The organism is Sphingomonas kaistensis, assembly GCF_011927725.1.
GTDB lineage: Bacteria > Pseudomonadota > Alphaproteobacteria > Sphingomonadales > Sphingomonadaceae > Sphingomicrobium > Sphingomicrobium kaistense.
Window position 1 is genome coordinate 100,779 of the sequence record NZ_JAATJC010000001.1, and the last position, 25,438, is coordinate 126,216.

Consider the following 25,438-nt stretch of genomic DNA (forward strand, 5'->3'; position numbering starts at 1 on the left):
CCGATGAAGACGCTTCTGCTGGGCGCTGCCGCCCTCCTCCTCGCCGCCGCGCCTGCCTCGGCTGATCTCCTCGTCACCAACGTAAAGGGGGTCCGCGTGACCGCCGACCGCAAGGTCGAGCGCTTCACCGGCCTGCTGGTTGGCGACGACGGCAAGGTGAAGCGCGTGCTGCACGGCGAGATGTTCAAGCTGCCGGCGGGGACGCGGGTGCTGAATGGCGGCGGCAAGGTGCTGATGCCGGGGCTGATCGACGCCCACGGGCATGTGATGGGCTATGGCCTGGCGCTTGGTCGCCTCGACCTCACCGGCACCAGGAGCCTCGCCGAACTGCAGCAGCGGCTGCGCGATTATGCGGCGGCGAACCCGGACCTGCCGTGGATCACCGGTCGCGGCTGGAACCAGGAAATGTGGGCCGACAAGAAGTTTCCGACCAGCGCCGACCTCGATGCGGTGGTCAAGGATCGCCCGGTGTGGCTGGAGCGGGTCGACGGCCATGCCTCGGTCGGCAACAGCGCGGCCCTTGCGGCGGCGGGCGTCACCGCGGCGACGCGCGCGCCGAGCGGGGGCAAGATCGAGAACGGCCTGTTCGTGGACGCGGCGACCGCGCTGGTCGATGCGCATGTCCCCGCGCCGACTGCCGCCATGCACGACGCGGCGCTGCTCCGGGCGCAGGAGGCCCTGCTGTCGCGCGGACTGACCGCGGTCGCCGACATGGGCACCAGCCTGCCCGAATGGCAGGCGCTGAACCGGGCCCAGCGCGACCGGACGCTGAAGCTGCGGGTCTTCTCCTACGCCAGCCAGGGCGTCTTGCTCGATTCGCAAAAGCCGGGCGCGGCGGGGCTCGGCGAAAAGGCGATGCTGCTCAAGGTGACCGGCGTGAAGCTGTATGCCGACGGGGCGCTGGGCTCGCGCGGGGCATGGCTCAAGCAGCCTTACGCCGACGCGCCCGGCACCCGCGGCCTTCCCCTGCTGACGCCGGAGCAATTGCGGGTCCAGGCCGCCGCCGCTCTGGCCTTGAACCGGCAGGTGGCGGTGCACGCGATCGGCGATGCGGCCAACGAGATGGTGCTGTCGGCCTTCGCAGCGGTCGGCTGCGGCGCCGGCGACAAGCGCTGCCGGGTCGAGCATGCGCAGATCATCGACGTTCCCGACCTCAAGCGCTTCGCCGCCGGCAAGGTCGTGCCGTCGATGCAGCCGGTGCACCAGACCAGCGACCGGCTGATGGCCGAAGCGCGGCTTGGCGCCAATCGCCTCGGCGGGGCCTATGCCTGGCAGACGCTGGCCAGAAGCGGTGTCAGGGTGCCGCTCGGCTCCGACTTCCCGGTCGAGGACCCCAATCCCTTCCCCGGCCTTGCTGCCGCGATCAGCCGGCAGGGCGTCGACGATCAACCGGCGGGTGGCTGGCGGCCGTGGGAACGCCTCAGCCTCGGGCAGGCGATCGCCGGTTTCACCCGCGACGCGGCGTGGGCGAGCTTTGCCGACAAGGAGATGGGCGGGCTCGACGTCGGGCAGCAGGCCGACTTCATCCTGGTCGACCGCGATCCGGCGGCGGTGTCGGCGCATGACCTGGCCCGCACGCAGGTGCTGGAAACCTGGATCGCGGGTCAGAAGGCATGGGAGAAGACGCCGACGGTGACGCCCGAGCGGGGCTGATCAGCGCCGCGCGGCGGTGGCGCGCTCGATCAGCATGGCGGGCGTGAGCACCTGGGGCAGTTCCTCGGGCTCGGCGGCGCCGGGCGCGTACCATAGGTAGAGCGGGATCGCGCCGCGCCCGCGGCTGTCGAGGAAGCGGGTGATCGCCGGGTCGGCGTTGGTCCAGTCGGCGACCAGGACTTCGGCGTTGGCGGCCTTCAGCGCATCGCGGACCGGTTCGCGGTCGATGGTGCTGGCTTCGTTGACCTTGCAGCTGAGGCACCAGTCGGCGGTGAAGTAGACGAACACCGGGCGCCCGGCGGCGCGGGCGGCGGCGACCTTGGCCTCGCTCCACGCTTCCCCGGCACTGCCACGCTGGGTGACCGCCATTTCCCCGCGACCGATCCCGAGCAGCGGCACGGCGACCAGCAGGAGAAGAGCAACCACCGGGGCGCTGAGCGCTGGCTGGCCCGCATCCTGGCGGCGGCCGGCGAACAGCAAGGCAGCGGCGAGCAGGGCGGCCGAGACGAGGCCGAGCAGGATCGCACTCGTCCCGCCCTGCCGCCACAGCAGCCACAAGGCAGCAAGCGCCGACAGCGCCATCGGCACTGCGAGGATGCGCTGGAGCCGCGCCATCCACGGACCGGGCCTGGGCAGCCGCTTGCGCAAGGACGGCACGAAGGCGAGCAGGAGGAACGGCAGCGCAAGGCCAAGGCCGAGGCCGGCGAAGACCAGCAACGCGCCGGCAGCCGGCAACAGCAGCGCGGTGCCCAGTGCCGCGCCCATGAACGGACCGGCGCAGGGCGTCGCCACGAAGGCTGCGAGTGCGCCGGTCGCAAAGCCAGAGCGCGGGTTACCCTCGCCGCCCAGCACCGGAAGCTTGAACAGGCCGAGCAGGTTGAGGGTGATCGCGACCGCCAGCAGGAACAGCAGCAAGACCGTGCGCGGGTCCTGCAACTGGAACGCCCAGCCGGCAGCGCTGCCCCCGGCCCGGACCAGCAGCAGGACGGCGCCCAGCGCGCCGGTGCCGACGATGGCGCCGAGCGTGTAGCCGAGCGCATCGGCACGCGCCTCGCGCTCCTCCCCGCCGGCGCGGGCGAGCGCCAGGGCTTTCAGCGCAAGGATGGGAAACACGCAGGGCATGAGGTTGAGGATCAACCCGCCGGCCACCGCGCCGAGAAAGGCGAACAGCAGCAGGCGCCAGGTCTCGCCCCCACCGACCGTGCTGCCGCCCTCGGGCACGGCGCCGGGCGCGGCGGCGAAACGCAGCGCGCGACCGGTACCGAGGTCGATCACGCCCTCGAAGCCCGCGGCCGGTGCCTGCGCCAGTGGAAGCTCGGCGATCAGGCGGTCCGGGGTACGGCGAAAGGCCTGCGCGTCGGCATAGCGGACGACGTCGCCGGTGATGGCGTAGAGGTAGGGCGCCGTGACCGCGACGCTTTCGGGCAGCGGGATCGCGACCTGTAGCCGGTCGCCGGCCACTGCGAACGTGCCGGGGGAGCCGAGCGGCTGGGGCAGCTTTGCGCGCCAGCCGTCGAAGCGCAGGTCGGTCGGGCCGCTTCCGACCGGCAGGTCCAGCACCACCGAACCGCGTTCGGGGACGCACACCTGGTCGGTGCAGACGAGGTAATCGAGGGTTGCCCGGATCGGCAGCACGCCGCTGGCATCGGCCGGAACCCTGAGCCGGGAGAGGACGGCATAAGGCCCCTTGAACACATGGTTCATGAGGTCGGCGACGATCAGGCGGGTCGGGACGGGATAGCGCAGCGGCCCCGCCGAGGCGCCGGGGGGAAGCTGCCACGCGACGCTCATCGGCTTGCCCGCGTCGCCGGGATTCTCCCAGTAACCGTGCCACCCGTCCTCGGGCACCATGACGAGGGCCAGTTCGACCTCCTGGCCGGGGATGGCCGGACCCTCGGCGACCAAGGCAAGACCCATGTGGCGCGGCCCGCTGCCGAGCTGGGCGGCGGCGGGGACGGCGAGGACCAGCGCAAGGAGGAAAGCGAGCAGGCGGAGCATTCGCCGCGCTTCTACCCCGCTTGGCCGCCCCTCGTCACCCCGCACTTGGGGCCCGTCCAGAGGGGTGTGGTCAGTCGAGATTGGGCCTGAGCCAGCGGGCGGCGGTGTCGATGTCGACCCCGCGCCGCTCGGCATAATCCTCCAGCTGGTCCTGCCCGATCCGGGCGACGCCGAAATAGGCGCTGTCGGGATGGGCGAAGTAGAAGCCCGAGACCGCCGAGGCCGGCAGCATGGCGAAGCTTTCGGTCAGCCGGATGCCCGCCGCACCGGACCCGAGCAGCTCCATCAGCAAGGGCTTGAGGCTGTGCTCCGGGCAGGCCGGATAGCCGGGCGCCGGGCGGATGCCGCGATAGCGTTCCTTGATGAGGTCCTCATTCGAGAGATTCTCGTCGGGCGCATAGCCCCACAGCTCGGTCCGGACATGCTGATGGAGGCGCTCGGCAAAAGCTTCGGCCAGGCGGTCGGCAAGCGATTTCAGCATGATGTCGCTGTAATCGTCCTTGTCCGCCTGGAAGCGCTCGAGGTGCGGCTCGATGCCGTGGATCGCGACCGCGAACCCGCCGAGCCAGTCGCCCTCCTCGGCGATGAAGTCGGCGAGGCACATGTTCGGCCGGCCCTCGCGCTTGCGGACCTGCTGGCGCAGCATCGGCAGGCGCTTGCCCGCGGCGACGATATCGTCGCCCTCGCGGTGTGCGGGCCACAGGCCGACCGCGCCGCGGGCCTGCAGCCAGCCGCCGTCGATGATCTGGTCGAGCATCGCCTCGGCATCGTGGAACAGGTTGCGCGCTTCCTTGCCGACCACCGGATCGTCGAGGATGGCGGGATAGACGCCGTGCAGTTCCCACGCGCGGAAGAAGGGGGTCCAGTCGATCACCCGGCGCAGGTCGGCAAGGTTCCAGCTGTCGAAGGTGTGAAGCCCGGGCCGCAGCGGTTTGGGCGCGGGACCGGCGGCGGCGCCATCTAAGCGATTGGCGCGGGCCTCGTCGAGGGTGGCGAGGTCGCTCTGCCCCCTGCCCTCGCGCTGCTCACGAAGCTGCTGATAGTCGCTTGCGGTGCGGCCGATCAGGTCCTGCTTTTGCGGGCCATCACTGACCAGAGCTCCGGCGACCCCGACCGCGCGGCTGGCGTCGAGGACGTGGATCACCGGGCCCGAATATTTGGGCGCGATGCGCAGCGCGGTGTGGGCGCGGCTGGTGGTGGCGCCGCCGATCAACAGCGGCCGGGTCATGCCCGCGCGCTCCATCTCCTCGGCGACCGTGACCATCTCGTCGAGCGAGGGGGTGATGAGTCCGCTGAGGCCGATGATGTCGGCGCCATTCTCGTTCGCGGCTTCGAGGATCTTGGGCCAGGGCGTCATCACGCCGAGGTCGATCACTTCGAAGCCGTTGCAGGCGAGGACCACGCCGACGATGTTCTTGCCGATGTCGTGGACGTCGCCCTTGACGGTGGCCATCACGACCTTGCCCTTGCCGGCGCTCTCGCCCGCGACCTTTTCGGCCTCGATGAAGGGCAGCAGGTGAGCGACCGCCTTCTTCATCACCCGGGCGGACTTCACCACCTGCGGCAGGAACATCTTGCCCGACCCGAACAGGTCGCCGACGATGTTCATGCCGTCCATCAGCGGCCCTTCGATCACCTCGATCGGGCGTTTGACGCTGTGGCGGGCTTCCTCGGTATCGTCGACGACATGGGCGTCAATGCCCTTGACCAAGGCGTGCGCCAGCCGCTCGCGGACCGGCCAGCTGCGCCAGGCGGCCTCGCGCACTTCCTGCTGCACGTCGGTGCCGCGGAAGCGTTCGGCGAGCGTGATGAGGCGTTCGGTGGCGTCGGGCCGACGGTCGAAGATGACGTCCTCGCAGGCGTCGCGAAGCTCGGGGTCGATCGCGTCATAGACGTCGAGCTGGCCGGCATTGACGATTGCCATGTCGAGCCCGGCCGGGATGGCGTGATAGAGGAACACCGAATGCATCGCGCGGCGCACCGGCTCGTTGCCGCGGAAGCTGAACGACAGGTTCGACAGCCCGCCCGAGAAGTGGACGTGCGGACAGCGGCGCTTGATCTCGCGCAGCGCCTCGATGAAGTCGATCGCGTAGCGGTTATGCTCCTCGATCCCGGTCGCGACGGCAAAGACGTTGGGGTCGAAGATGATGTCTTCGGGCGGAAAGCCGATGCCGGTGAGCAGCGTGTAGGCGCGCTCGCTTATCTCGATCTTGCGCGCGGCGGTATCGGCCTGCCCGACCTCGTCGAACGCCATGACCACGACCGCGGCGCCATAGGCCATGCAGGCGCGGGCCTGTGCAAGGAACGGCTCCTCGCCTTCCTTCATGCTGATCGAATTGACGATCGGCTTGCCCGACACGCATTTCAGCCCGGCCTCGATCACGCTCCATTTGGAACTGTCGATCATCACCGGCACCCGGGCGATGTCGGGCTCGGCGGCAATGCGCTTGAGGAAGGTCGTCATGGCGAGCTCGCCGTCGAGCAGCGCCTCGTCCATGTTGACGTCGATCACCTGCGCGCCATTCTCGACCTGGTCGCGCGCAACCTCGACCGCGGCGTCATAGTCGCCGGCGAGGATCAGTTTCTTGAACTTGGCCGAGCCGGTGACATTGGTCCGTTCGCCAATGTTGACGAAGGACGAACCGGAAGAAGCGGAATTCACGCGGCGATCACCATGGGTTCGAGACCGGCGAGCCGGGTCTTCACGGGCACTTGGGGGAGCGCGCGGGGAGGCAGGTCGCGCACGAAGTCGGCGATGGCGCGGATGTGCGCCGGGGTGGAGCCGCAGCAACCGCCGAGGATGTTGACCTGGCCGCTCCTGGCCCACTCGCCAACCAGCGACGCGGTGGTCTCGGGCAACTCGTCATAGGCGCCGAGGTCGTTGGGCAGGCCGGCGTTGGGGTAGACCATCACCAGTGAATCGCAGCTGTCGGCCAGCGTGCGGACGTGCGGGCGGAGCTGTTCGGCGCCGAACGAGCAGTTGAGGCCGATGGTGACCGGCCGCGCATGGCGGACAGCGTGCCAGAAGGCCTCGACCGTGTGGCCCGACAGGTTGCGGCCGCTGAGGTCGGTGATGGTCATCGACAGCATGATCGGCAGGTCGCGGCCGAGCGCCTCGCCGGCCTCCAGCGCGGCCTTGATCCCGGCCTTGGCGTTCAGCGTGTCGAAGATCGTCTCGATCAGGATGAAGTCGACCCCGCCCTCGACCAGCGCGTCGATCTGTTCGCGATAGACTTGCTTCAGCGTGTCGAAGTCGATCTCGCGGAAGCCGGGATCGTTAACGTCCGGCGACAGCGACAGCGTCTTGTTGGTCGGCCCGATCGCACCCGCGACAAAACGGCGGTGGCCGTCGCGGGCCTGGAACTCGTCGGCGACGCGGCGGGCGATCCGCGCGCTTTCCAGGTTGATTGCGCGAACGAGATGTTCGGCGCCGTAATCGGCCTGGCTGATGCGATTGGCGGAGAAGGTGTTGGTTTCGGCGATGTCGGCGCCACCCTCGAAATAGGCGCGGTGGATCGCCTCGGGCACGTCCGGGCGGGTCAGCGCCAGGATGTCGTTATTGCCCTTCTGGTCATGGCCAAGGCCAAGCGAGCCGGCATAATCCGCCTCGGCCAGGCCGCGGTTCTGGATCTCGGTCCCGAAAGCGCCGTCGATGACCAGGATGCGCTGGGCGGCGGCGGCCTGGAGGGCTTCACGCGCGCTCACTTGATCGCCTCCGCGGCTTCGCACGGCGCCCGCACGCCGAGCAGGTGGCAGATGGCATAGGCAAGCTCGGCCCGGTTGAGGGTGTAGAAGTGGAAATGGCGGATGCCCCCGGCATAGAGCTGGCCGCACAGTTCGGCGGCGACGGTGGCGGCGATCAGCTGGCGCGCGGCGGGAAGCGCGTCGAGGCCTTCGAACATCGCATCCATCCAGGCCGGGATCTCGGCCCCGCACAGCCCGGCGAACTTGCGGGTTTGGGCAACATTGCTGACGGGCAGGATGCCAGGGACGATCTGGGCATCTATTCCTGCCGCCGCGGCGCGGTCGCGGAAGCGGAAGAAATTGTCGGCCGAAAAGAAGAACTGGCTGATTGCACGGGTCGCGCCGGCGTCGATCTTGCGCTTCAGATTGTCGAGGTCGCTGTCGGGACAGTCGGCCTGCGGGTGAACCTCGGGGTAGCAGGCGACGCTGATCTCGAACGGGGCGATCCTGGTCAGGCCCGCGACGAGGTCGGCGGCATTGGCATAGCCTTGCGGGTGCGGCGCATAGTCGCGGCCTTCCTCGGGCGGATCGCCGCGCAGGGCGACGATATGGCGGACACCCGCGTCCCAATAGGCCCGCGCGATGTCGTCGATCTCGGCCTTGCTGGCATCGACGCAGGTGAGGTGCGCGGCGGCGGCGAGGCCGGTTTCACGAACGATCCGGGCGACGGTCTGATGGGTCCGCTCCCGGGTCGAGCCGCCGGCCCCGTAGGTGACCGACACGAAACGGGGATTGAGCGGCTCGAGCATCTGGATCGAGCGCCACAGCGACTCGTTCATCGGGTCGGTCTTGGGCGGGAAGAATTCGAAGCTCACGTCGATGTCGCCGCGGGCATGGGCGAACAAGGGCGGCGGTTCGGCGGCCGGAAACGGCACCGGGGCGCTGCTCATGCGGCCTTCCTTTCCTGGTCGAGACGGGGGGTGCGGACGCCGGCCCACAAGGTGACGGTCAATTCTCCGCCCTTGAGGTGGCGGACCACCTTGCCGTCGAGCCCCGCGGCGGCGAGCCAGCCGAGCACCGCCTCGTCGGAAAAGCCGAGGCGCGCGTGCTGGGCGGAATCGCGCAATTCCTCCCGCTCATGCGGTGCGAAATCGATGATCAGCAATCGCCCTCCCGCACGGAGCAGGCGCGCCCCTTCGGCGACCGCGGCGGCGGGGGAATGGGCGTAATGGAGCACCTGGTGCAGCAGCACGACGTCGGCCTCGGCGTCGGGCAGCGGAAGCGCGTACATGTCGCCTTGGCGGAGCGAGACGGCCTCGACGCCCGCCTGCTCCAGCTTGACCCGGGCCAGGCGGAGCATTTCGGTGGAGCGGTCGATCCCGATGCTGCGGGTGGCGGCGGCGCCGAACAGTTCGATCATCCGCCCGGTGCCGGTGCCGATGTCGACCAGTTGCCCGATCGCACCGTCGCCCAGCGCCTCGCGGATCGCTTCCTCGACCTGCGCGTCCGCGACATGCAGCGAGCGGATCTGGTCCCATTCGGCGGCGTGGGCAGCGAAATAGCGGGCGGCGGCCTCGGCCCGGTCGGCGCGCACCGCGGCGAGCCGGGCGCGATCGGCCGCGAACTGGCGGGTGGTGACGGCGTCGGCCGCGACCTCCCACAGGCCCGTCAGCGCATCGACCAGCGCGGGCTCGCCCAGCTGCAGGAATACCCAGCTACCTTCCTTGCGCCGCTCGACCAGGCGGGCGTCGGCAAGGATCTTGAGGTGGCGGCTGACCCGCGGCTGGCTTTGCGCAAGAACCTGCGCAAGCTCGCCGACGGTCAGCTCCATCTCCTTGAGAAGGGCGAGCAGGCGAAGCCGGCTGGGATCGGCCAGGGCCTGGAACAGGTCGGCCAGCGGAAGCGGGATGGTCATCACATAACGATATAAAGATATCTTTATATGCACAAGCATTTGCAGGCCGGTTTTCGGTTCGTCGCAAAAGAGAATTGCGTCGGGGCCGCACCTCACCTAAATCCGCGCGCTGGCCAGACCCAAATATGGGCGGGTCGCTTGGGTACCCGAGCTCGTCTCAAGGGGAGCGACGGGCCCGAAAACATAGGGATGGAAACCGATATGAAGAAGTTTGCGATCGCCGCCGTTGCGGTTCTGGGTCTGGGCCTCGCTGCTTGCCAGGACAATGCGCCTGACAACGCCGTCTCGACCGAGAACACCATCGAGACCGAAGCTGCTGCCGACACCAACGCCGCCATTGCCGGCACCGAGAACCTCGGCGCCGCTGCGGACAACGCCCTCGACGCCGCTGGCAACAGCCTGTCGAACGCCGGCAACTCGATCGAGAACGCCGCTGAAGACGTCGCCAACGGCCAGGACAACGTCGCGGGTCAGTAAGACCTTCGACGCCTGACAAGGCATCAAAGAAGGGCCGTCCGGGAAACCGGGCGGCCCTTTCTCTTGGAAGGAAGCCGAAAAAGTGAGCGACGACGACTACGTCTATGACGAGGACAGCGGCGAGTGGCTGCCGGCCGCCGAGCTTGCCCGGCGCGGCGCGCCTGCGGCGGCTGCGGTCGAGGTGCGCGACGCGGTCGGCAACCTCCTTGCCGACGGCGACCAGGTGACGCTGATCAAGGATCTCGACGTCAAGGGCGCGGGGCAGACGCTGAAGCGGGGAACGCTGATCAAGTCGATCCGGCTGACCGGCGACAGCCAGGAGATCGACTGCAAGTTCGACGGGATCAAGGGCCTGGTCCTGCGCGCCGAGTTCGTCCGCAAGCGCTGAACGCCGGGCGCTGGCCTTCGCGCCGGGGCGCGGTCATGGTGGGGTGATGAAGCATTTCCTCGACCGCGAGTGGCTTGCACCCAATGTCATGCGGGTTGCGATCGACCCGGCCATTCCGGCCGGCTTCGTCGACCTGGCGGCCGATCCCGTCCCGCCCTCCTATCATGTCGAACGCCCGGCCTGGAGCAGCGACATACGCTGGATCTCGTCGGCCGATGAAGCCAGCTTCGCGCGGTTCCAGGCGGCGTTCGACGCGCTCGACGTCGCCCGCCACGTGGCGGATTATGTCGCCGTCGATCGCGCGATCCGGCTCTACCAGGGCTTCGTGGTGGCGCGCAGCCTGTGCCGCGAGCCTGACTTTCACGTCGACTGGGACGCCACCGGCAACCAGGCCTTCACCCTGATCACCCCGATCGGATCGCCCAAGCCGGGCTTCGGCCTGCTGTTCAAGACCCTGACCGGGGAAACCCGCAGCTATGATTATCGCGAGGGCGAGGCGGTAATCTTCGGCGACCAGTTCCTGCATTCGACCCAGCCCGGCCAGTCGGAGGATCCCACCGCGCTACTGAGCTTCACTTTCGGTACCGACCGGATGGAGGACTGGCCGGCGATCCGGAAGACCGCGGGCTTCCAGGGCGGCCGGGTGCGGCGCCCCGACGGCGTGCTGGAGTAAGGCACAAGAAAAGGGCCCCGGCAGCATATGCCGAGGCCCTTTCCGTTCGAAACAGAGAGGCGGGACTTAGAAGTCCATGCCGCCCATGCCGCCCATGCCGCCAGGCATGCCGCCGGCCGAGGGCTTGTCTTCCGGAAGCTCGCTGATCGCCGCTTCGGTGGTGATCAGCAGGCCGGCGACCGACGCCGCGTCCTGGAGGGCGGTGCGGACGACCTTGGTCGGGTCGATCACGCCGGCCGACACCAGGTTCTCGTAGGTGTCGGTCTGGGCGTTGAAGCCGAGGTTGGCATCATCGCCCTCCAGCAGCTTGCCCGAGATCACCGCACCGTCATGACCGGCGTTGGACGCGATCTGGCGGACCGGCGCGTAGAGCGCCTTGCGGATGATATCGACACCGCGGGTCTGGTCGTCGTTGGCGCCCTTGAGGCCTTCGATCGCCTTGGTGGCGTACAGCAGGGCCGTACCGCCGCCGGGGACGATGCCTTCCTCGACCGCGGCGCGGGTCGCGTGGAGGGCGTCGTCGACGCGATCCTTGCGCTCCTTGACCTCGACCTCGGTCGAACCGCCGACCTTGATCACGGCGACACCGCCGGCGAGCTTGGCGAGGCGCTCCTGGAGCTTCTCGCGGTCATAGTCGCTGCTGGTGACTTCGATCTGCTGGCGGATCGCACCGACGCGGCCTTCGATGCCGGACTTGTCACCGGCGCCGTCGACGATGGTGGTGTTGTCCTTGTCGATGGTGACGCGCTTGGCGGTGCCGAGCATGCCGACGGTGACGTTCTCGAGCTTGATGCCGAGATCCTCCGAGATCATCTCGCCGCCGGTCAGGATCGCGATATCCTCGAGCATCGCCTTGCGGCGATCACCGAAGCCCGGCGCCTTGACGGCCGCGACCTTGAGGCCGCCGCGCAGCTTGTTGACGACCAGGGTCGCCAGCGCTTCGCCTTCGATGTCCTCGGCGATGATCAGCAGCGGACGACCGCTCTGGACCACGGCTTCGAGGATCGGAAGCATCGCCTGCAGGTTCGAAAGCTTCTTCTCGTGGATCAGGATGTAGGGGTCGCTAAGCTCGACCTGCATCTTCTCCGGGTTGGTGATGAAGTAGGGCGACAGGTAGCCGCGGTCGAACTGCATGCCTTCGACGACGTCCAGCTCGAACTCGAGACCCTTGGCCTCCTCGACGGTGATGACGCCTTCCTTGCCGACCTTATCCATGGCTTCGGCGATCTTCTCGCCGACTTCACGGTCGCCGTTGGCCGAGATGATGCCGACCTGGGCGACTTCCTGGCTATTGGCGACGGGCTTGGAGCGGGCCTTGAGGTCCTCAACCACCTTCTGGACGGCGAGGTCGATGCCGCGCTTCAGGTCCATCGGGTTCATGCCGGCTGCGACCGACTTCATGCCTTCGCGAACGATCGCCTGGGCGAGCACGGTCGCGGTGGTGGTGCCGTCACCGGCGATGTCGTTGGTCTTCGAGGCCACTTCGCGCAGCATCTGCGCACCCATGTTCTCGAACTTGTCCTTGAGCTCGATCTCCTTGGCGACGGTGACGCCGTCCTTGGTGATGCGCGGAGCGCCGAAGCTCTTGTCGATGACGACGTTGCGGCCCTTCGGCCCCAGCGTGACCTTGACCGCATCGGCGAGGATGTCGACGCCGCGGAGAATGCGCTCACGCGCGTCGCGGCTGAATTTCACGTCCTTGGCTGCCATGTGGCTACCCTTTCAAACTGTGGAAGTTGTCGAAGTTGTCGCAGTGCTGAAGCTCAGCTGACGATCCCGAGGATGTCGCTTTCCTTCATGATGATGAGGTCTTCGCCGTCGACCTTGACCTCGGTGCCCGACCACTTGCCGAACAGGATGCGGTCGCCGGCCTTGACCTCGAGCGGGGTGACCACGCCCTGGTCGTTGCGTGCGCCGGTGCCGACGGAAACGACTTCGCCCTGCTGCGGCTTTTCCTGCGCGGTTTCGGGGATGATGATCCCGCCGGCGGTCTTTGCTTCGGCCTCGACCCTGCGGACGAGAACTCGATCGTGAAGCGGCCTGAAAGCCATGTGCTAGCCCCTATGCAAGTTGCTTGATGAATGGTTCCGCTGGCACTCGCTTGGGGAGAGTGCCAGCGTCGCCCGGCATATGGTTGGGGGTCGGCGGAACGTCAATGGGCGCGGGTGGAAACCAGCCCCAGTGTCTCGCGCCGCGACCAGCGCCACAGCATCAGCACCGCGACGATCGCAAGACCGAGCGCAAGGCCGATCCAGATCCCGCGGCCCCGCAACGGGGTCTCGAACGCCAGCCAGGCGCCGACCCCGATTCCGACCGCCCAATAGCCGAAGGCGGCGTAGAACATGGGGACGCGGGTGTCGTGGAGCCCTCGCAGGATCGAGGCGCCGACCACCTGCGCCCCGTCGGCGATCTGGAATACGGCGGCGATCAGCAGGAACTGCACCGCAAGCGCAAGCACCGCCGCGCTTTCGGGCTTGCCCATGTCGAGGAACAGGGCAGCGAGCGGCGCGGGGAACAGCCACATGATCGCGGCGGAGGCGAGCGCGAAGGCCAGCGCGAAGGCAATCGCAACCCGCCCTGCCCGCGTCACCCACTGGGAATCGCGCGCGCCATGGCCGTAGCCGACCCGCACCGTCGCGGCCTGGGCGAGGCCAAGCGGCACCATGAACATCAGGGCGGCAAGCTGCAGGGCGATCACGTGCGCGGCGACGCTGGTCGTGTCGATCAGCCCCATCAGATAGACCGCGGCGCTGAACACCCCGACTTCGAAGCTCCAGGTCAGGCTGATCGGAATGCCGAGCTTCGCAAGCTCACGGAACCGCGACCAGTCGGCCCGCCACCAATGCCCGAACAGGTGCATCATCCGCAACCTTGGCAGGCGCACCGCGGCAATCACCTGCAGCGCCAGCATCGCGACGTTGGTGATCACGGTCGCCAGCGCGCTGCCCTGCATGCCCAGCGCGGGCAGGCCGAAATGGCCAAAGATCAGGCCGTAGTTGAGGAAGGCATTGAGGGCGACGCCGCCGAGCGCCACCACCAGCGGCACCCAGGCTCGGTTGAAGGCGGTCAGCAGGTTGCGCATCAGGAAGCCGAGCAAGGTCGGCCACAGCGCGAACTGCAGTATGTGCATGAAGTCGCCGGCCGAGCGGCTGAGCGCCGGATCCTGGCCGAGCAACAGGAACAGGGGCTCGGCCAGCGACAGGACGGCGGTGCCGGCGAGCGCGTAGAAGCTGACCAGCCACAGCCCCATGCGGAAGCTGCGCCGGCTGTCCCGGGCCGCGCCCTTGCGCCGTCCGAGCGCGGCGGCGATCATCGGCGAAATGGCCACCGACAGTCCGACCCCGGTAAACAGCAGCAGGTTGTAGAGGTTCACCGACAGCGCGGCGGCGGCGAGCGCTTCCGGGCTCAGCCGCCCGAGCATCAGCACGTCGGTGGTGGTGATGGCGTTGGCGGCAAGGTTGGACAGGACCAGCGGCCAGGCCAAGGCAAAGGTGGCCGCGGCTTCCTCGCGGGTTGATCGGGGAGCGGTAGGAAGCGTCGGCATCGGCGGCGCTTAGCCGCGCGGCGGGCAGAGCGCGAGTGGCTAGAGATATTGCTTGGGCGCGCCGAGAAGCAGTCGCGCCCCTTCGTGGAAGTGATCGACAGCGGGCGTTTTCAGCCGGAACAGGCGCAGCCGCTGCTCGCCCGGAACGGCATCGAGGCGGAAGTTGCCGGCTTCGAGCAGGTCGGCGATCCAGCCGAGGAAGCCGCCGAGCGACTCCGCCAGCACCACTTTCACGTCCTCGTCGCGGCCATAGATGATGACCTGGCCTACCCGCCCGCCGGGCCAGGGATCGAAGTCCAGTCCGATATTGTTGCCCGAACGGTCCACGGTGAGCGGGATGCGCGCGAGATTGATGTAGGCGGGATCGACCGCGCCTGCCGGCCAACCGGCTCCGGGAATGGCGTAGCGGTTGCCCCCGAACCAATCGAGCCCTTGCTGCCAAATCTGCCAGTCCCCCGCGGCGAATTCGAGCGAGCAGAGCGGCAGGCCGTAGAAGTGGCCCCAGCGGTCTTCATTCTCGCCATTGTGCCATCGGTAAAGCTGGCGCCAGGACTGGGGCATAGTCCGTCCGACCGCTTTCTCAAAGGCGGCCAGTTGCTCCTCGCTCGCGGGCGGGTTCCAGCGGTATCGGTCGGCCGGAAGATGCGCCGCATACCAGGCATCGAGGCGGGCCAGGACCGGACCGATATCCTCGTCCAGCAAGGGCTTGGGCTTGCCCGGAGGACGCGGTGGCGGCGCCGTGGTCATGCCGGTCGGTCCCTTCGTTATGTTGCGCATCGCACAGGCGGTCGGCGCGACGCCCGCCGCGACCACCGCAGCCAGGATCGACCCGCCGATCAGCAGCAGGCGGCGATTGGGGTCGGGAGCGTCCATCCCCCGACCTCTAGCAGGATTTTCCTAATGTCCGCTTGAACCGGCGTGGCGGCGTGAAAGGGGTTCGGGGGCGATGCGGCAAGTGGGCCCGCCGAAAGATACGCCAGGCGAGCCCACCTACGATTGCGTGTCCATGCGGCCCCCACAGAAACGCGTTGGGGCAACCGACCGTGCCCGGTCCCGTTCCCTGCTGTCCCAGAAGGGGATTTCCAGGCTCAGCGAGGGCGGACCGGCGCAGCGTCGGCGATGCGCAACGGCAGGCGGGTCAGCGGCACCCGCGCGGCGGCTTCGGCGCGCTGCTCGGCAGCGAAGCTGGCACGGACCTGCGTGCGGCAGGCCTTGGCCAGGCGTTGTCCCTCGAGGTCGGTGTTGGATACGCTGCACAGATCAGCGATGCGATCCTGCACCGATGCCGGTGCTGCGGTCGCGGGGGCCGCAAACAGGGCCGCGGCCAGGGCGATGGGAATGCTGTTCTTCATGTCATCCACCTGTCGATTGACGGGTTGCAAGGATGACGCCGGCGTCTGGAGCTTCATGTAGGCGCTCGGCGGGCCGGGCGTGAGCATTGTTGTCGCCGACCGGTTCGGCATTTTTGCATAACCGGGTGGACGCTGCTTGCGTTAGAAGGCGGCATGGCGCGCGAACCGGAATGGAGCGACTGGCGGGTTTTCCTCGCCGTGGCGAAGCATGGCAGTACGCTCGGCGCGGGCAAGGCGCTTCGGATGAGCCAGTCCACCGCGGCGCGGCGGATCACGGCGCTGGAGGAAGCCCTTGCGGTGCGCTTGTTCGAGCGGCGCGCACAGGGCTATCGCCTGACCGACGCGGGCGAGGCGGTGCTTCCGCTGGCGCAGGCGCTGGAAGGTGCGGCGGTGGCGGCGGAAGGACGCGCCAGGGCCCAGGCGCGGGCGCTTGGCGGAACGGTGCGGATCACCTCGGAGGAGGTCTTCGCGGTGACCCTGCTGACGCCGTGGCTGCGCGAACTGCACCTGGCCCATCCGGAAATCAGGATCGAACTCGACTCCAGCCGCGAGCTGCGTGACCTCGGCGCGGGCGAGGCCGACATCGCCTTGCGCTCGACCAGCAAGGCACAGCCCGAAGGGCTGGTCGGGCGGGTGCTGCAGGGCGACGACTGGGCGCTCTACTGCAGCCGCGATTATGCGGCGCAGCACGGGCTTCCGCACAATCGCCACGACCTCCTCCACCACAACATCATCGGTGGTGGCGGCGGCGGGCTATGGCGGGTCTATTCGGGCTGGCTGGAGGAAATGGGCCTGCTCGACCGGGTGACGATGCAATATGACGGAAGCAACGGACTTTTGTCGGGGATCAAGTCGGGCCTGGGCGTGGGCGTGTTGCCCTGCATCGTCGCGCGGGCGGACTCCGACCTCCTGCAATGCCTCCGCCCGATGAGCCAGCACGACCGCAAATTGTGGCTGCTGACGCACGAGCGGGTGCGGCACAATCCCAACGTGCGGCTGGTGGCCGACTTCCTCTACGAACGGCTGATGCGGCACATCCGCGCCACCGACCCGGCGCTCAATCCTCCGCCGGAACCGGTTCTTCGCGCCGCCCCTTGAAGCCCTGCGCGACGACATACCATTCGCTCGAATCCTTGCGGCTGGCGGGCGGCTTGGCGTGCTTCACGGTGGTGAAATGCTTCTTCAGTTCAGCCAGCAGCTGGTGGTCGGTCCCGCCTGCCAGCACCTTGGCGACATAGGCGCCGCCGGGCTTCAGCACGTCCTTGGCGAATTCGAGGCCCAGCTCGACCAGGCCCATGGTGCGCAGGTGATCGGTCTGCGGATGGCCGACCGTATTGGCCGCCATGTCCGACAGGACGATGTCCGCCTCCCCGCCGAGCGCTTCCTTGAGGCGCGCATCGGCATCCTCGTCGGTGAAGTCCATGTGGAGAATGGTGACGCCGTCGAGCGGGGTGACCTCGAGGAAGTCGATCCCGACCACCGCCGCCGCCGGACATTTCTTGCGCACCACCTGGCTCCACCCGCCAGGCGCGATGCCGAGGTCGACCACCGCCTTCGCACCGCGCAGGAATTTGAACTTCTCGTCCAGTTCGATCAGCTTGTAGGCGGCCCGGCTGCGATAGCCCTCGGCCTTGGCCTTCTTGACGTAGGGGTCGTTGAGCTGCCGCTGGAGCCATTTGGTGGAGCCGACCTTGCGGCCCTTGGCGGTCTTGACGCGGGTGTTCATAACCAAGCGCTCCGGTTGGCAGGGTGGGCGCTCACAATTTGTGTCCGTCGCGCGCCATCAGGCTGCGCAGGATGCCTTCGCGGATGCCGCGGTCGGCGATGCCGAGATGGGCGGCGGGCCAGATGTCGAGGATGGCCTCGAGGATCGCGCAGCCGGCGACCACCAGGTCGGCGCGTTCCGAGCCGATGCAGGGCAGCGCCGAACGGCCCTGGAAGTCCATCTCCGCGATGCTCGTCGAAATCTCCCGCATCGCAGCGATCGGAACGTGCAGGCCGTCGACGGCGCGCCGGTCGTAGCTCGGCAGGGCGAGGTGGACCGAAGCGAGCGTAGTCACCGTGCCGCTGGTGCCGAGCAGGCGGATATTGTCGGTCCGCTCGGGCAGCATTTCGGTGAAGCGGTCGAACGCACGCGATGCGCGGGTCCGCATGCGGGCGTAGGCGGCGACCCGGTCCGGCCCCTCGATCGCGGCCCTGCCCTCGCTCTCGGTCAGCGACACGACGCCCCACGGCGCACTCCACCAGGCCTTGATGCGCGGATTGCCGTCGGGTCCGCCGGGCTCGACCAGCACCAGCTCGGTCGATCCGCCACCGATGTCGAAGATGATCGCCGGGCCATCGCCGGGCTCGAGCAATTTGTGGCAGCCGAGGACGGCCAGGCGGGCCTCTTCCTGGGGGGCGATGATCTCCAGCACGATCCCCGTCTCGTCACGCACCCGCTCGATGAAGTGGCGGCCGTTGGCGGCGCGGCGGCAGGCCTCGGTGGCGACCGAACGGGCAAGGCCCACGCGGCGGCGGCGAAGCTTGTCGCTGCACACGCCGAGCGCCTCGACGGCGCGGTCCATCGCGTTCTGGGTAAGGCGACCGCTGGAGGCGAGGCCTTCGCCCAGGCGGACGATGCGGGAAAAGGCGTCGACGACGGTGAATCCGCCCGACGACGGGCGCGCGATCAGCAAACGGCAATTGTTGGTGCCCAGGTCGATCGCGGCATAAGGCTGCTGCGGCGGCGTCGGGCTGGCCGCGACGGTGCGCTCTCGCTCTCGGTGCCCGGCCGGACGACCCGGCATCGGCGCGCTGGCAAGGTGGGATGCCATCGCAATTGTTCCATCAACTCTGCACCGCCCGAATGAACCCCGGACGGCTGACTTGCCGAAAGGCTTAAGCCAGATTGAAGCCCAAGCGCAAGTTGCCGCAAAGACGTTGACAGCGTGGGACCGGCCCCCTAGCTGCGCCCTGTCGTCGCGCCCAGGCGCGCCTGATGCCCGATCGTCTAATGGTAAGACTACGGACTCTGACTCCGTCAATCGTGGTTCGAATCCACGTCGGGCATCCATTTCCTCCTTCGGCACCGTCCCCTGCGGGCACTGGAAGAGTCCCCGTCTCCTCTCGGCGCGGGTCTAGCTGCTTCAGCCATGCGCCGGGCAGGTGGCGAGCCGTCCCTTGCCGATGACGCACACAGGAAGAGCCGGCGGACCAGTGCCGCCGGCTCTTCCTGTGTGTCTAATTTTTGCGGACCGGGCTTAGTTCGCTGCCGCCAGAAGAGCGTCGCCCCCCGTATCGAGGCCGTACACGTCGGGGGCATAGGCGAGCGTGCCGTCGGCCTCCGGGCGCACCGTCAGGTAGGTCAGGTAGACCGGCACCGGCGTCGGAAGCGCGACGTTGAGTTCGGGACGGGCGCTGGCCGCGACCGGCTCGCGGCCCAGCAGCCAGCGGCCGAGCCGGGCTGCATCCTCCAGCCGGACGCAGCCGGAGCTGAAGGTGCGCTCGGCTTCCGAGAACAACTGGCGATCCGGGGTGTCATGAAGGTAGATGCCCTTGTCGTTGGGGAATTCGAACTTCATGTCGCCCATCGAATTGCCGCGACCGGGCCGCTGGCGGACCCGGGCCTCGACCGTCCCGGCGGCGACCGCCTTCCAGTCGACCGAGGCGGGGTCGATTACGGTGGCCGCTGCGTCCCAGCCGGACAGCACCTCGTAATTGCGCGCATTGAACCAGCCGAGGCCGTTCTTCAGGACATTCTGCGCGATGTTGGTGGCGGCAAGATCGACCGGCACGTTCCAGTAAGGGTTGAAGGTGACCTGCCGCAGCGTGCCAGCCAGCAGCGGGGTCTTCATCGTCGGCTTGCCGACGACGACCTTCATCCGGTCGACCACCTGGCCGCCTTCGATCATCATCAATTGCTGGCTTGCAACGTCGACCAGGACGAAGCGCCCTTCGGACGGCAGGAGGCGCGAGCGTTCAAGGCTGGCCTTCAGCGCGCGCGGCGGGGTGCCGAGCAAGCGCATGTCGCGGACCGCGGCTTCGCGCAGGGCGGCGTGGATCGGGTTCACCGCAACGGTCTGGCGCACATGGTCGGCAAGATCGGGCGCCGCTGCGGCCGCTTCCAACACTTCGGCCGGGGTCGGCACGCGCGGGCTGAGCGAAGGATCGGCGTAGATCATGGTCGCACGGCCCGGCCACTTGAGCGCCTGGGCATGGAGCACATAGGCGTTGCTCATCAGCCGCTCGGCCTCCCGGTCGGCGCCGGGGATGCCATATTGGGCTTCGCCAAGCACGCGCTCGATCGTAGCGGCCAGTTCGGGTCCTTGGGCAAGGCCGTCGACCTCGGCAGTACGCAAGGCGTCGATCAGGGTCCGGATGGCGTCGGGCGAGCGCAGCCACAGCGGCTGCTGGCGCGCTTCGTAGAAGCGGGCGACGGCACTGGCCGCCGGCATGCCGTCGCTAGCGTTGGCGGTAGTCGCGGCGGTGGCCGGATAGGCTCCGCCCAGCGCCGCTGCCATGAAGGCAGCGCCGAGGAACAGTCGATGGGGCACAGCGAAATATCCGTTTAATCAGTTGCTTGCCCGTTTAACGAACAGTTGACCGCAAGGTTCAATGCGCGGTGCCGCTGATCCATCGTTCCAGTCTCGCTTTGAGACCCTGACGTTCGGGCAGCGCGGCCGCGACCGGCATCGGCTCGGGTTCCTCGTCGGCCTCGAACAGCTGCAGATTGCGCGGCAACCTCGGGCGCAGCGTCTCGCGGCCACGCATGACATCCTCGGCCAGCGCCAGCGCCCGATGAACGTCGTTGCCGGTAAACGGCTTAAGCAGGATCCCCAGCGCAAGGTCGGGCATCGCGAAGCCGGGCGGGCGCCCTGTCACAAACAGGCACGGGACGCCGGCATCGTTGAGGCGGACCGCGACCGAGAATCCGGTCGATCCGCGCGCGAGGTGAAGGTCGACCAGCGCCAGGTCGGGCTCGCCATGCTCGAGCAGTTCGAGCGCCGAGGGCAGGTCCTCGGCGATGCCGACCACCCGATAACGGGGATTGTCTTCGACCAGGTAGCGAAGCGTCTCCGCCAATGGCCGCTCGTCCTCGACGATCAATATCTTCAACACCTTGCACCCTCCCGGCGGCAAGGCCGCCCGGATCGGAGGGTTGCAGTGAGCAGACGCAATGCGAATCCCGCGTTGAGCAGGTTATCGCCGAGCCGAGTGGTTAGGGAGGCGAGACGCCATGACGTCAGCCTTGACGCGCCGTTTCGGCGGGCAGGTGCGCCTCAGCTTGCGCGGTAGAAGATGTGAGCGCCGATCTTTTCGACCTTGGCCAGCCGGCGACCCCAGCTCGGCGCGACGTAATCAGCGTGGTACCACAGTACGTCGCCAGGCAGCGCATCGGCGAAGTTGCCGACCGCAATGCGCGTGATCGCCTGGGCATAGGCCCAGGCCGCACTGTCGCGGCGGACGGCGGGCATGTGGCCGGTGCGCGGATTGACGAAGCTGAACTGCCACGGCTGCTTTACCACTTGGCACCAGCCGGCCGGATAGCGGCCCGAGGCGGCGCGGTTCATGATCACCTCGGCGACCGCCAGCTGCCCGTCGAGCGGCTCGCCGCGGGCTTCATGATAGACCGCGATGGCGATGCATTCTTCCTGCTCGGTGAGAGCGGGGCCGGTCTGCTTGGCCCACACCATCGGCCACAGGCCGGCGTGGGTGACCGCCGGGCGGACGTCGGTGGTGCCGGTCGGCGGGGTGGTGCCCGTGACCGGGCGCGGAGTGGTGGAAAGGATCGCGGCACGGCCCGGATTGGCGGGCTGGAGGATGCTGGCGGCGGGGGTCGGGGTGACCTGGAGGATCGGTGCCGACGCGATGGCGGCGGGATTGCGGGCCGGTGCTGCGGTTACGGCGACCGGGGTAGCGGTGGCGACGGAGACCGGGGAGGCGGTGGTCGCGGCCACCGGGGTGGCGGTGATGGTCGCGACCTGTGCCGAGGCAGGGACTGCGGCGCCGGAAGCGGCCAAAAGAAGTAACATCGCGGGCACGCGGCCCAACGCAAAACGCTTGGTCAATTCATTCTCATATCCATGCGGTCGAGGGTTCTTGCCGCCTGCACTCCGCACCCCTCGGGTGCAGCGGCCTCAGCCCTCGTCCGTCTTGCCCTGGCGCCCCGATAAATCGCTGGTGACGCCGTCGCTCTCTTTGTTCCGAGGGTCAGATATGGCGCATCGCCGCGAAACACACCCGATAATGGCTGAGCCGAGGGGCGGGCGGGACGAGTTGCGGAAACGGTTCCCGCTTCGGGACGAGTGGACGGACGAGCCGAGCCCTCGGCGCGCGGAGCCGAAAAAGGCCGTCCTACTGCCACGGCCTCGACTCGGTCCGAGGGCAAGAAAAAAGGGCCCCGACTATCGTGTAGGGGCCCTTCTTATTATTGTTATGCCGCTTCGGACTTGCGGCTCTGGCGCTTGCGCTCGTGCGGATCGAGGTGCCGCTTGCGCAGGCGGATGACCTTGGGGGTCACTTCGACCAGCTCGTCGTCCTGGATGTAGGCGATCGCCTGTTCCAGCGTCATCCGGCGCGGCGGGGTTAGGCGGATGCCTTCGTCCTTGCCGCTGGCGCGGAAGTTGGTCAGCTGCTTGGCCTTGAGGGGATTGACCTCGAGATCCTGCGGCTTGGCATTCTCACCGATGATCATGCCCTCGTAGAGGTCGTCGCCGGGCGAGATGAACATGATCCCGCGCTCTTCGAGCATGTTGAGCGCGTAAGCCTGCGCCTTGCCCTTTTCCATCGAGATCAGGACGCCGTTCTGGCGGCCGGTGATCTGGCCCTTGTGGGGGCCATATTTCTCGAACAGCCGGTTCATGATGCCGGTGCCGCGGGTGTCCGACAGGAATTCGCCGTGATAGCCGATCAGGCCGCGCGAAGGCGCGCTGAAGGTCAGGCGGGTCTTGCCGGCGCCGGACGGGCGCATGTCGGTCATTTCGGCCTTACGCAGGCTCATCTTCTCGACCACCGTGCCGCTATATTCGTCGTCGACATCGATCACGACCGTCTCATACGGCTCCTCGCGTCCGCTCGGGCCGTCCTGGAACAGCACGCGCGGGCGGCTGATCGACAGTTCGAAGCCTTCGCGGCGAAGCGTCTCGATCACCACGCCGAGCTGGAGCTCGCCGCGGCCGGCGACTTCGTAGCTGTCATTGTCGTGGGCGACGGTGACGCGGATGGCGACGTTGGTTTCCGCCTCGCGCTCCAGCCGCTCACGGATGACGCGGCTCTGCACCTTGTCGCCGTCACGGCCGGCGTAGGGGCTGTCGTTGACCGCGAAGCTCATGGCGAGCGTCGGCGGATCGATCGGACGGGCCTTGATCGGGGTGGTGACCGCCGGGTTGGCGATGGTGTTGGACACGGTCGCGTTCATCAGGCCAGCGATGGCGATGATGTCGCCCGCCTGGGCCTGTTCGACCGGCACGCGCTCGAGGCCGTGGAAGGCGAAGATCTTGGTCGCGCGGCCTTCTTCGACGCGGGCGCCGTGGACGTCCAGCGCGCGGATCGGCTGGTTGATGTGCAACGTACCCGATTCGACCCGGCCAGTGAGGATGCGGCCGAGGAACGGGTCGCGGTCGAGCAGGGTGACCAGCATCTTGAACTCGCCGTGGATCGGCAGGCCCGGCTCGGGGACATGGCTGACGATGGTCTCGAACAGCGGGGTCAGGTCACCGTCGCGAACGGTGTCCTCGCGGCCGGCATAGCCCGAGCGACCCGAGGCGTAGAGCACCGGGAAATCGAGCTGCTCGTCATTGGCATCGAGGCTGAGGAACAGCTCGAACACTTCGTCGAGCACTTCGGCCGGACGGGCATCGGGACGATCGATCTTGTTGACGACGACGATGGGCTTCAGCCCGAGCCCGAGCGCCTTGCCGGTGACGAACTTGGTCTGCGGCATCGGGCCTTCGGCGGCGTCGACCAGCAGGATCACGCCGTCGACCATCGACAGGATGCGCTCGACTTCGGCGCCGAAGTCGGCGTGGCCGGGGGTGTCGACAATGTTGATTCGGGTCGCAGTGCCCTTGCCGTCGTCCCATTCGACCGAGGTGCACTTGGCAAGGATGGTGATCCCGCGCTCTTTCTCGAGGTCGTTCGAATCCATCGCCCGCTCGTCGATCCGCTGATTGTCGCGGAAGGTGCCGGACTGGCGGAAAAGCTGGTCGACGAGGGTCGTCTTGCCGTGATCGACGTGGGCGATGATCGCCACGTTGCGGAGGGTCATTGCGATTTCCTTGGGAGAAGTTGGCGCGCCCTTAGCCGAATTGGTGCGTTGCAGCAATGGCAGAGAGGAGAATGACATGCCGCAAGGTGACAAGAGCGCCTACACCGACAAGCAGCGCCGCAAGGCCGCCGAAATCGAAAAAAGTTACGAAGCGCAGGGCCGGCCGGCCAACGAGGCCGAGCGGATCGCCTGGGCGACCGTCAACAAGATGGACGGGGGCGGCAAGGAGTCGGGATCGGGCCGTTCGAGGAGCCGCAGCGAGGCGGCAAAAAAGGGCTGGGAGACGAGACGCAAGAAGGCGGCTAAATCCAGCGGGTGACCCGCCCCTCCCTTCCCCGCTCGGTCTGGGTGCTCGGCTTCGTCAGCCTGTTCATGGACCTGTCGAGCGAGATCTTCCACGCACTGCTGCCCCTGTTCGTGACCGTGACGCTGGGCGCCAGCGTGGCGGTGCTCGGCGCGATCGACGGCGTGGCGGAAGCAACCGCGAGCTTCGCCAAGCTGGCCGGCGGGCGGCTGAGCGACCGGCAAGGCAAGCGCAAGCCGTGGATCCTCGGCGGCTATGGCTTCGCCGCGCTGACCAAGCCGCTGATGGCGCTGGCCGGATCGCCGCTTGCGGTGCTTGGCGCACGGCTGGTCGATCGAACCGCCAAGGGGCTGCGCGGGGCACCGCGCGACGCCCTGATCGCCGACGAAACGCCGCCCGAACAGCGCGGCGCGGCCTACGGCTTGCGGCAAAGCCTCGATACGGTCGGCGCCCTGCTCGCTCCGCTGGCCGCTGCCGGGCTGATGATCTGGCTGGCCGGCGACATCCGCAGCGTGTTCTGGATCGCGGTGATCCCGGCCTTTGTCTCGGTCGCAATCGCCTTCTTCTTCCTCCGCGAGCCGGTGCGCGAGGCACCGCCCGCCAACCGCCAGCCATTGCTCGGCAGCTTTCGCGACGTCGACAGGAGCTGCCGGCGGATCATCCTGGTCGCCTTCCTGTTCACGCTGGCGCGCTTTTCCGAGAGCTTCCTGGTGCTGAAGGCGGTCGAGGCGGGGCTTGGCCTGACCCTCGCGCCGCTGGTGCTGGTAGTGTTCAACCTTTCCTACGTGCTGCTGTCCTATCCCGCCGGCGCACTGTCCGACCGGCGCGATCCGCGCGGGATCCTGACGGTCGGGATCGGCCTGCTGGTGGTCGGCAATGTTGTGCTCGCGATGACCGGCGGGATTGCCGGGCTGGTGGTGGGGGTCGGCTTGTGGGGAGCCCACATGGCGCTGACCCAGGGTCTGTTCGCCAAGTTGATCGCCGATGCCGCACCGGCCGGACTGCGCGCCACCAGCTTCGGCCTGTTCCACGTCGCGACCGGGGTCGCGGTGCTGTTGGCAAGCCTTGGCGCCGGCATGTTGTGGGATCGCGACGGTTCTTCTGCGACCTTCCTGGCGAGTGCGGCGGTGGCGGCCGGTGCCGGCGTGATGCTGTGGCTGCTCCCGCACCGCAAGGTCGCCTGATGAAAGGCCAGGGCCCCT

At 68.0% G+C, this 25,438-nt stretch carries 23 protein-coding genes and 1 tRNA gene; 8 read left to right on the plus strand and 16 right to left on the minus strand.

Going from position 1 to position 25,438, the window contains the following annotated elements; all coding sequences use genetic code 11:
* Positions 1-3: 3 nt before the first annotated feature.
* Positions 4-1,653 (plus strand): amidohydrolase, encoded by a 1,650-nt coding sequence (locus GGQ97_RS00485; protein WP_168067145.1) that lies wholly within the window; start codon positions 4-6, stop codon positions 1,651-1,653.
* On the opposite strand, the gene GGQ97_RS00490 is transcribed toward GGQ97_RS00485, so the two are convergent.
* The 5 genes from GGQ97_RS00490 to GGQ97_RS00510 all read right to left on the minus strand — a co-directional run bounded on the left by GGQ97_RS00490 (position 1,654) and on the right by GGQ97_RS00510 (position 9,250).
* Positions 1,654-3,651 (minus strand): protein-disulfide reductase DsbD family protein, encoded by a 1,998-nt coding sequence (locus tag GGQ97_RS00490; protein WP_168067146.1) that lies wholly within the window; start codon positions 3,649-3,651, stop codon positions 1,654-1,656. It lies immediately after the preceding gene.
* Positions 3,652-3,721: 70 nt separating this feature from the next.
* Entirely contained in the window at positions 3,722-6,313 is a 2,592-nt protein-coding gene (metH, locus tag GGQ97_RS00495) for a methionine synthase (protein ID WP_168067147.1), read from the minus strand.
* Positions 6,310-7,356, minus strand: coding sequence for a homocysteine S-methyltransferase family protein (locus tag GGQ97_RS00500; protein ID WP_168067148.1), 1,047 nt, complete (start codon positions 7,354-7,356; stop codon positions 6,310-6,312). Before GGQ97_RS00500 ends, metH begins: the two co-directional genes overlap by 4 nt.
* Positions 7,353-8,285: a methylenetetrahydrofolate reductase [NAD(P)H] gene (metF, locus tag GGQ97_RS00505; protein WP_168067149.1), complete on the minus strand. Its 933-nt coding sequence runs from the start codon at positions 8,283-8,285 to the stop codon at positions 7,353-7,355. Before metF ends, GGQ97_RS00500 begins: the two co-directional genes overlap by 4 nt.
* Positions 8,282-9,250 (minus strand): ArsR/SmtB family transcription factor, encoded by a 969-nt coding sequence (locus GGQ97_RS00510; protein WP_168067150.1) that lies wholly within the window; start codon positions 9,248-9,250, stop codon positions 8,282-8,284. The genes metF and GGQ97_RS00510 overlap by 4 nt, the downstream gene beginning before the upstream one ends.
* Before the next feature lie 201 nt (positions 9,251-9,451).
* Here GGQ97_RS00510 and GGQ97_RS00515 point away from each other — a divergent pair, with 201 nt between their 5' ends.
* The 3 genes from GGQ97_RS00515 (at position 9,452) to GGQ97_RS00525 (ending at position 10,788) form a co-directional block, all read left to right on the plus strand.
* Positions 9,452-9,727: a hypothetical protein gene (locus GGQ97_RS00515; RefSeq protein ID WP_168067151.1), complete on the plus strand. Its 276-nt coding sequence runs from the start codon at positions 9,452-9,454 to the stop codon at positions 9,725-9,727.
* Positions 9,728-9,809: 82 nt separating this feature from the next.
* Positions 9,810-10,115 (plus strand): PhnA domain-containing protein, encoded by a 306-nt coding sequence (locus GGQ97_RS00520; RefSeq protein WP_168067152.1) that lies wholly within the window; start codon positions 9,810-9,812, stop codon positions 10,113-10,115.
* A 46-nt stretch (positions 10,116-10,161) separates the two neighbouring features.
* The gene (locus GGQ97_RS00525) at positions 10,162-10,788 is read left to right on the plus strand and encodes a hypothetical protein (RefSeq protein ID WP_168067153.1); all 627 of its coding nucleotides are present in this window, start codon (positions 10,162-10,164) and stop codon (positions 10,786-10,788) included.
* 66 nt (positions 10,789-10,854) lie between these two features.
* On the opposite strand, the gene groL is transcribed toward GGQ97_RS00525, so the two are convergent.
* The 5 genes from groL to GGQ97_RS00550 form a co-directional block, all read right to left on the minus strand.
* Positions 10,855-12,498: a chaperonin GroEL gene (gene groL, locus GGQ97_RS00530; protein ID WP_168067154.1), complete on the minus strand. Its 1,644-nt coding sequence runs from the start codon at positions 12,496-12,498 to the stop codon at positions 10,855-10,857.
* Positions 12,499-12,551: 53 nt separating this feature from the next.
* On the minus strand, positions 12,552-12,839 hold the full coding sequence (groES, locus tag GGQ97_RS00535) for a co-chaperone GroES (protein WP_168067155.1): 288 nt from the start codon (positions 12,837-12,839) through the stop codon (positions 12,552-12,554).
* A 101-nt stretch (positions 12,840-12,940) separates the two neighbouring features.
* A complete protein-coding gene (locus GGQ97_RS00540; RefSeq protein WP_168067156.1) occupies positions 12,941-14,332 on the minus strand; it encodes an MATE family efflux transporter in 1,392 nt (463 codons plus the stop codon).
* A 39-nt stretch (positions 14,333-14,371) separates the two neighbouring features.
* Positions 14,372-15,205, minus strand: coding sequence for an SMI1/KNR4 family protein (locus GGQ97_RS00545; RefSeq protein ID WP_168067157.1), 834 nt, complete (start codon positions 15,203-15,205; stop codon positions 14,372-14,374).
* Positions 15,206-15,420: 215 nt separating this feature from the next.
* On the minus strand, positions 15,421-15,741 hold the full coding sequence (locus GGQ97_RS00550) for a hypothetical protein (RefSeq protein ID WP_168067158.1): 321 nt from the start codon (positions 15,739-15,741) through the stop codon (positions 15,421-15,423).
* Positions 15,742-15,837: 96 nt separating this feature from the next.
* On the opposite strand from GGQ97_RS00550, the gene GGQ97_RS00555 reads away from it, so the two are divergent.
* Complete coding sequence (locus GGQ97_RS00555; RefSeq protein ID WP_168067159.1) at positions 15,838-16,782, plus strand: LysR family transcriptional regulator; 945 nt, start codon at positions 15,838-15,840, stop codon at positions 16,780-16,782.
* On the opposite strand, the gene GGQ97_RS00560 is transcribed toward GGQ97_RS00555, so the two are convergent.
* Both GGQ97_RS00560 and GGQ97_RS00565 read right to left on the minus strand, forming a co-directional pair.
* Positions 16,742-17,410 (minus strand): RlmE family RNA methyltransferase, encoded by a 669-nt coding sequence (locus tag GGQ97_RS00560; protein WP_168067160.1) that lies wholly within the window; start codon positions 17,408-17,410, stop codon positions 16,742-16,744. The genes GGQ97_RS00555 and GGQ97_RS00560 overlap by 41 nt on opposite strands.
* A gap of 31 nt (positions 17,411-17,441) precedes the next feature.
* Entirely contained in the window at positions 17,442-18,500 is a 1,059-nt protein-coding gene (locus GGQ97_RS00565) for a Ppx/GppA phosphatase family protein (protein ID WP_168067161.1), read from the minus strand.
* A 165-nt stretch (positions 18,501-18,665) separates the two neighbouring features.
* Between GGQ97_RS00565 and GGQ97_RS00570 the strand changes: the two genes are divergently transcribed.
* Positions 18,666-18,739: transfer RNA gene (locus GGQ97_RS00570), tRNA-Gln, on the plus strand.
* Positions 18,740-18,926: 187 nt separating this feature from the next.
* Here the strand turns inward: GGQ97_RS00570 and GGQ97_RS00575 are convergent.
* From GGQ97_RS00575 to typA, 4 genes are all read right to left on the minus strand, one after another.
* Positions 18,927-20,219: a L,D-transpeptidase family protein gene (locus GGQ97_RS00575; RefSeq protein ID WP_168067162.1), complete on the minus strand. Its 1,293-nt coding sequence runs from the start codon at positions 20,217-20,219 to the stop codon at positions 18,927-18,929.
* 58 nt (positions 20,220-20,277) lie between these two features.
* Entirely contained in the window at positions 20,278-20,784 is a 507-nt protein-coding gene (locus tag GGQ97_RS00580; RefSeq protein ID WP_168067163.1) for a response regulator, read from the minus strand.
* Between the two features lie 161 nt (positions 20,785-20,945).
* Entirely contained in the window at positions 20,946-21,698 is a 753-nt protein-coding gene (locus GGQ97_RS00585) for a cell wall hydrolase (RefSeq protein ID WP_168067164.1), read from the minus strand.
* Between the two features lie 401 nt (positions 21,699-22,099).
* Entirely contained in the window at positions 22,100-23,932 is a 1,833-nt protein-coding gene (typA, locus tag GGQ97_RS00590; protein ID WP_168067165.1) for a translational GTPase TypA, read from the minus strand.
* A 76-nt stretch (positions 23,933-24,008) separates the two neighbouring features.
* Here typA and GGQ97_RS00595 point away from each other — a divergent pair, with 76 nt between their 5' ends.
* Together GGQ97_RS00595 and GGQ97_RS00600 are read left to right on the plus strand one after the other, a co-directional pair.
* On the plus strand, positions 24,009-24,251 hold the full coding sequence (locus GGQ97_RS00595) for a plasmid stabilization protein (protein WP_168070567.1): 243 nt from the start codon (positions 24,009-24,011) through the stop codon (positions 24,249-24,251).
* Positions 24,248-25,420, plus strand: coding sequence for an MFS transporter (locus tag GGQ97_RS00600; RefSeq protein WP_209022761.1), 1,173 nt, complete (start codon positions 24,248-24,250; stop codon positions 25,418-25,420). The genes GGQ97_RS00595 and GGQ97_RS00600 overlap by 4 nt, the downstream gene beginning before the upstream one ends.
* The last annotated feature ends 18 nt before the right edge of the window (positions 25,421-25,438 follow it).

Coding starts and splice junctions, on each gene's coding strand:
- GGQ97_RS00525 (WP_168067153.1), top strand. CDS start 10,162: ATGAAGCATTTCCTCGACCGCGAGTGGCTTGCACCCAATGTCATGCGG.
- GGQ97_RS00485 (WP_168067145.1), top strand. CDS start 4: ATGAAGACGCTTCTGCTGGGCGCTGCCGCCCTCCTCCTCGCCGCCGCG.
- typA (WP_168067165.1), bottom strand. CDS start 23,932: ATGACCCTCCGCAACGTGGCGATCATCGCCCACGTCGATCACGGCAAG.
- GGQ97_RS00555 (WP_168067159.1), top strand. CDS start 15,838: ATGGCGCGCGAACCGGAATGGAGCGACTGGCGGGTTTTCCTCGCCGTG.
- GGQ97_RS00540 (WP_168067156.1), bottom strand. CDS start 14,332: ATGCCGACGCTTCCTACCGCTCCCCGATCAACCCGCGAGGAAGCCGCG.
- GGQ97_RS00545 (WP_168067157.1), bottom strand. CDS start 15,205: ATGGACGCTCCCGACCCCAATCGCCGCCTGCTGCTGATCGGCGGGTCG.
- GGQ97_RS00515 (WP_168067151.1), top strand. CDS start 9,452: ATGAAGAAGTTTGCGATCGCCGCCGTTGCGGTTCTGGGTCTGGGCCTC.
- GGQ97_RS00565 (WP_168067161.1), bottom strand. CDS start 18,500: ATGGCATCCCACCTTGCCAGCGCGCCGATGCCGGGTCGTCCGGCCGGG.
- GGQ97_RS00490 (WP_168067146.1), bottom strand. CDS start 3,651: ATGCTCCGCCTGCTCGCTTTCCTCCTTGCGCTGGTCCTCGCCGTCCCC.
- GGQ97_RS00560 (WP_168067160.1), bottom strand. CDS start 17,410: ATGAACACCCGCGTCAAGACCGCCAAGGGCCGCAAGGTCGGCTCCACC.
- GGQ97_RS00550 (WP_168067158.1), bottom strand. CDS start 15,741: ATGAAGCTCCAGACGCCGGCGTCATCCTTGCAACCCGTCAATCGACAG.
- GGQ97_RS00510 (WP_168067150.1), bottom strand. CDS start 9,250: ATGACCATCCCGCTTCCGCTGGCCGACCTGTTCCAGGCCCTGGCCGAT.
- groL (WP_168067154.1), bottom strand. CDS start 12,498: ATGGCAGCCAAGGACGTGAAATTCAGCCGCGACGCGCGTGAGCGCATT.
- GGQ97_RS00595 (WP_168070567.1), top strand. CDS start 24,009: ATGCCGCAAGGTGACAAGAGCGCCTACACCGACAAGCAGCGCCGCAAG.
- metF (WP_168067149.1), bottom strand. CDS start 8,285: ATGAGCAGCGCCCCGGTGCCGTTTCCGGCCGCCGAACCGCCGCCCTTG.
- GGQ97_RS00585 (WP_168067164.1), bottom strand. CDS start 21,698: ATGTTACTTCTTTTGGCCGCTTCCGGCGCCGCAGTCCCTGCCTCGGCA.
- groES (WP_168067155.1), bottom strand. CDS start 12,839: ATGGCTTTCAGGCCGCTTCACGATCGAGTTCTCGTCCGCAGGGTCGAG.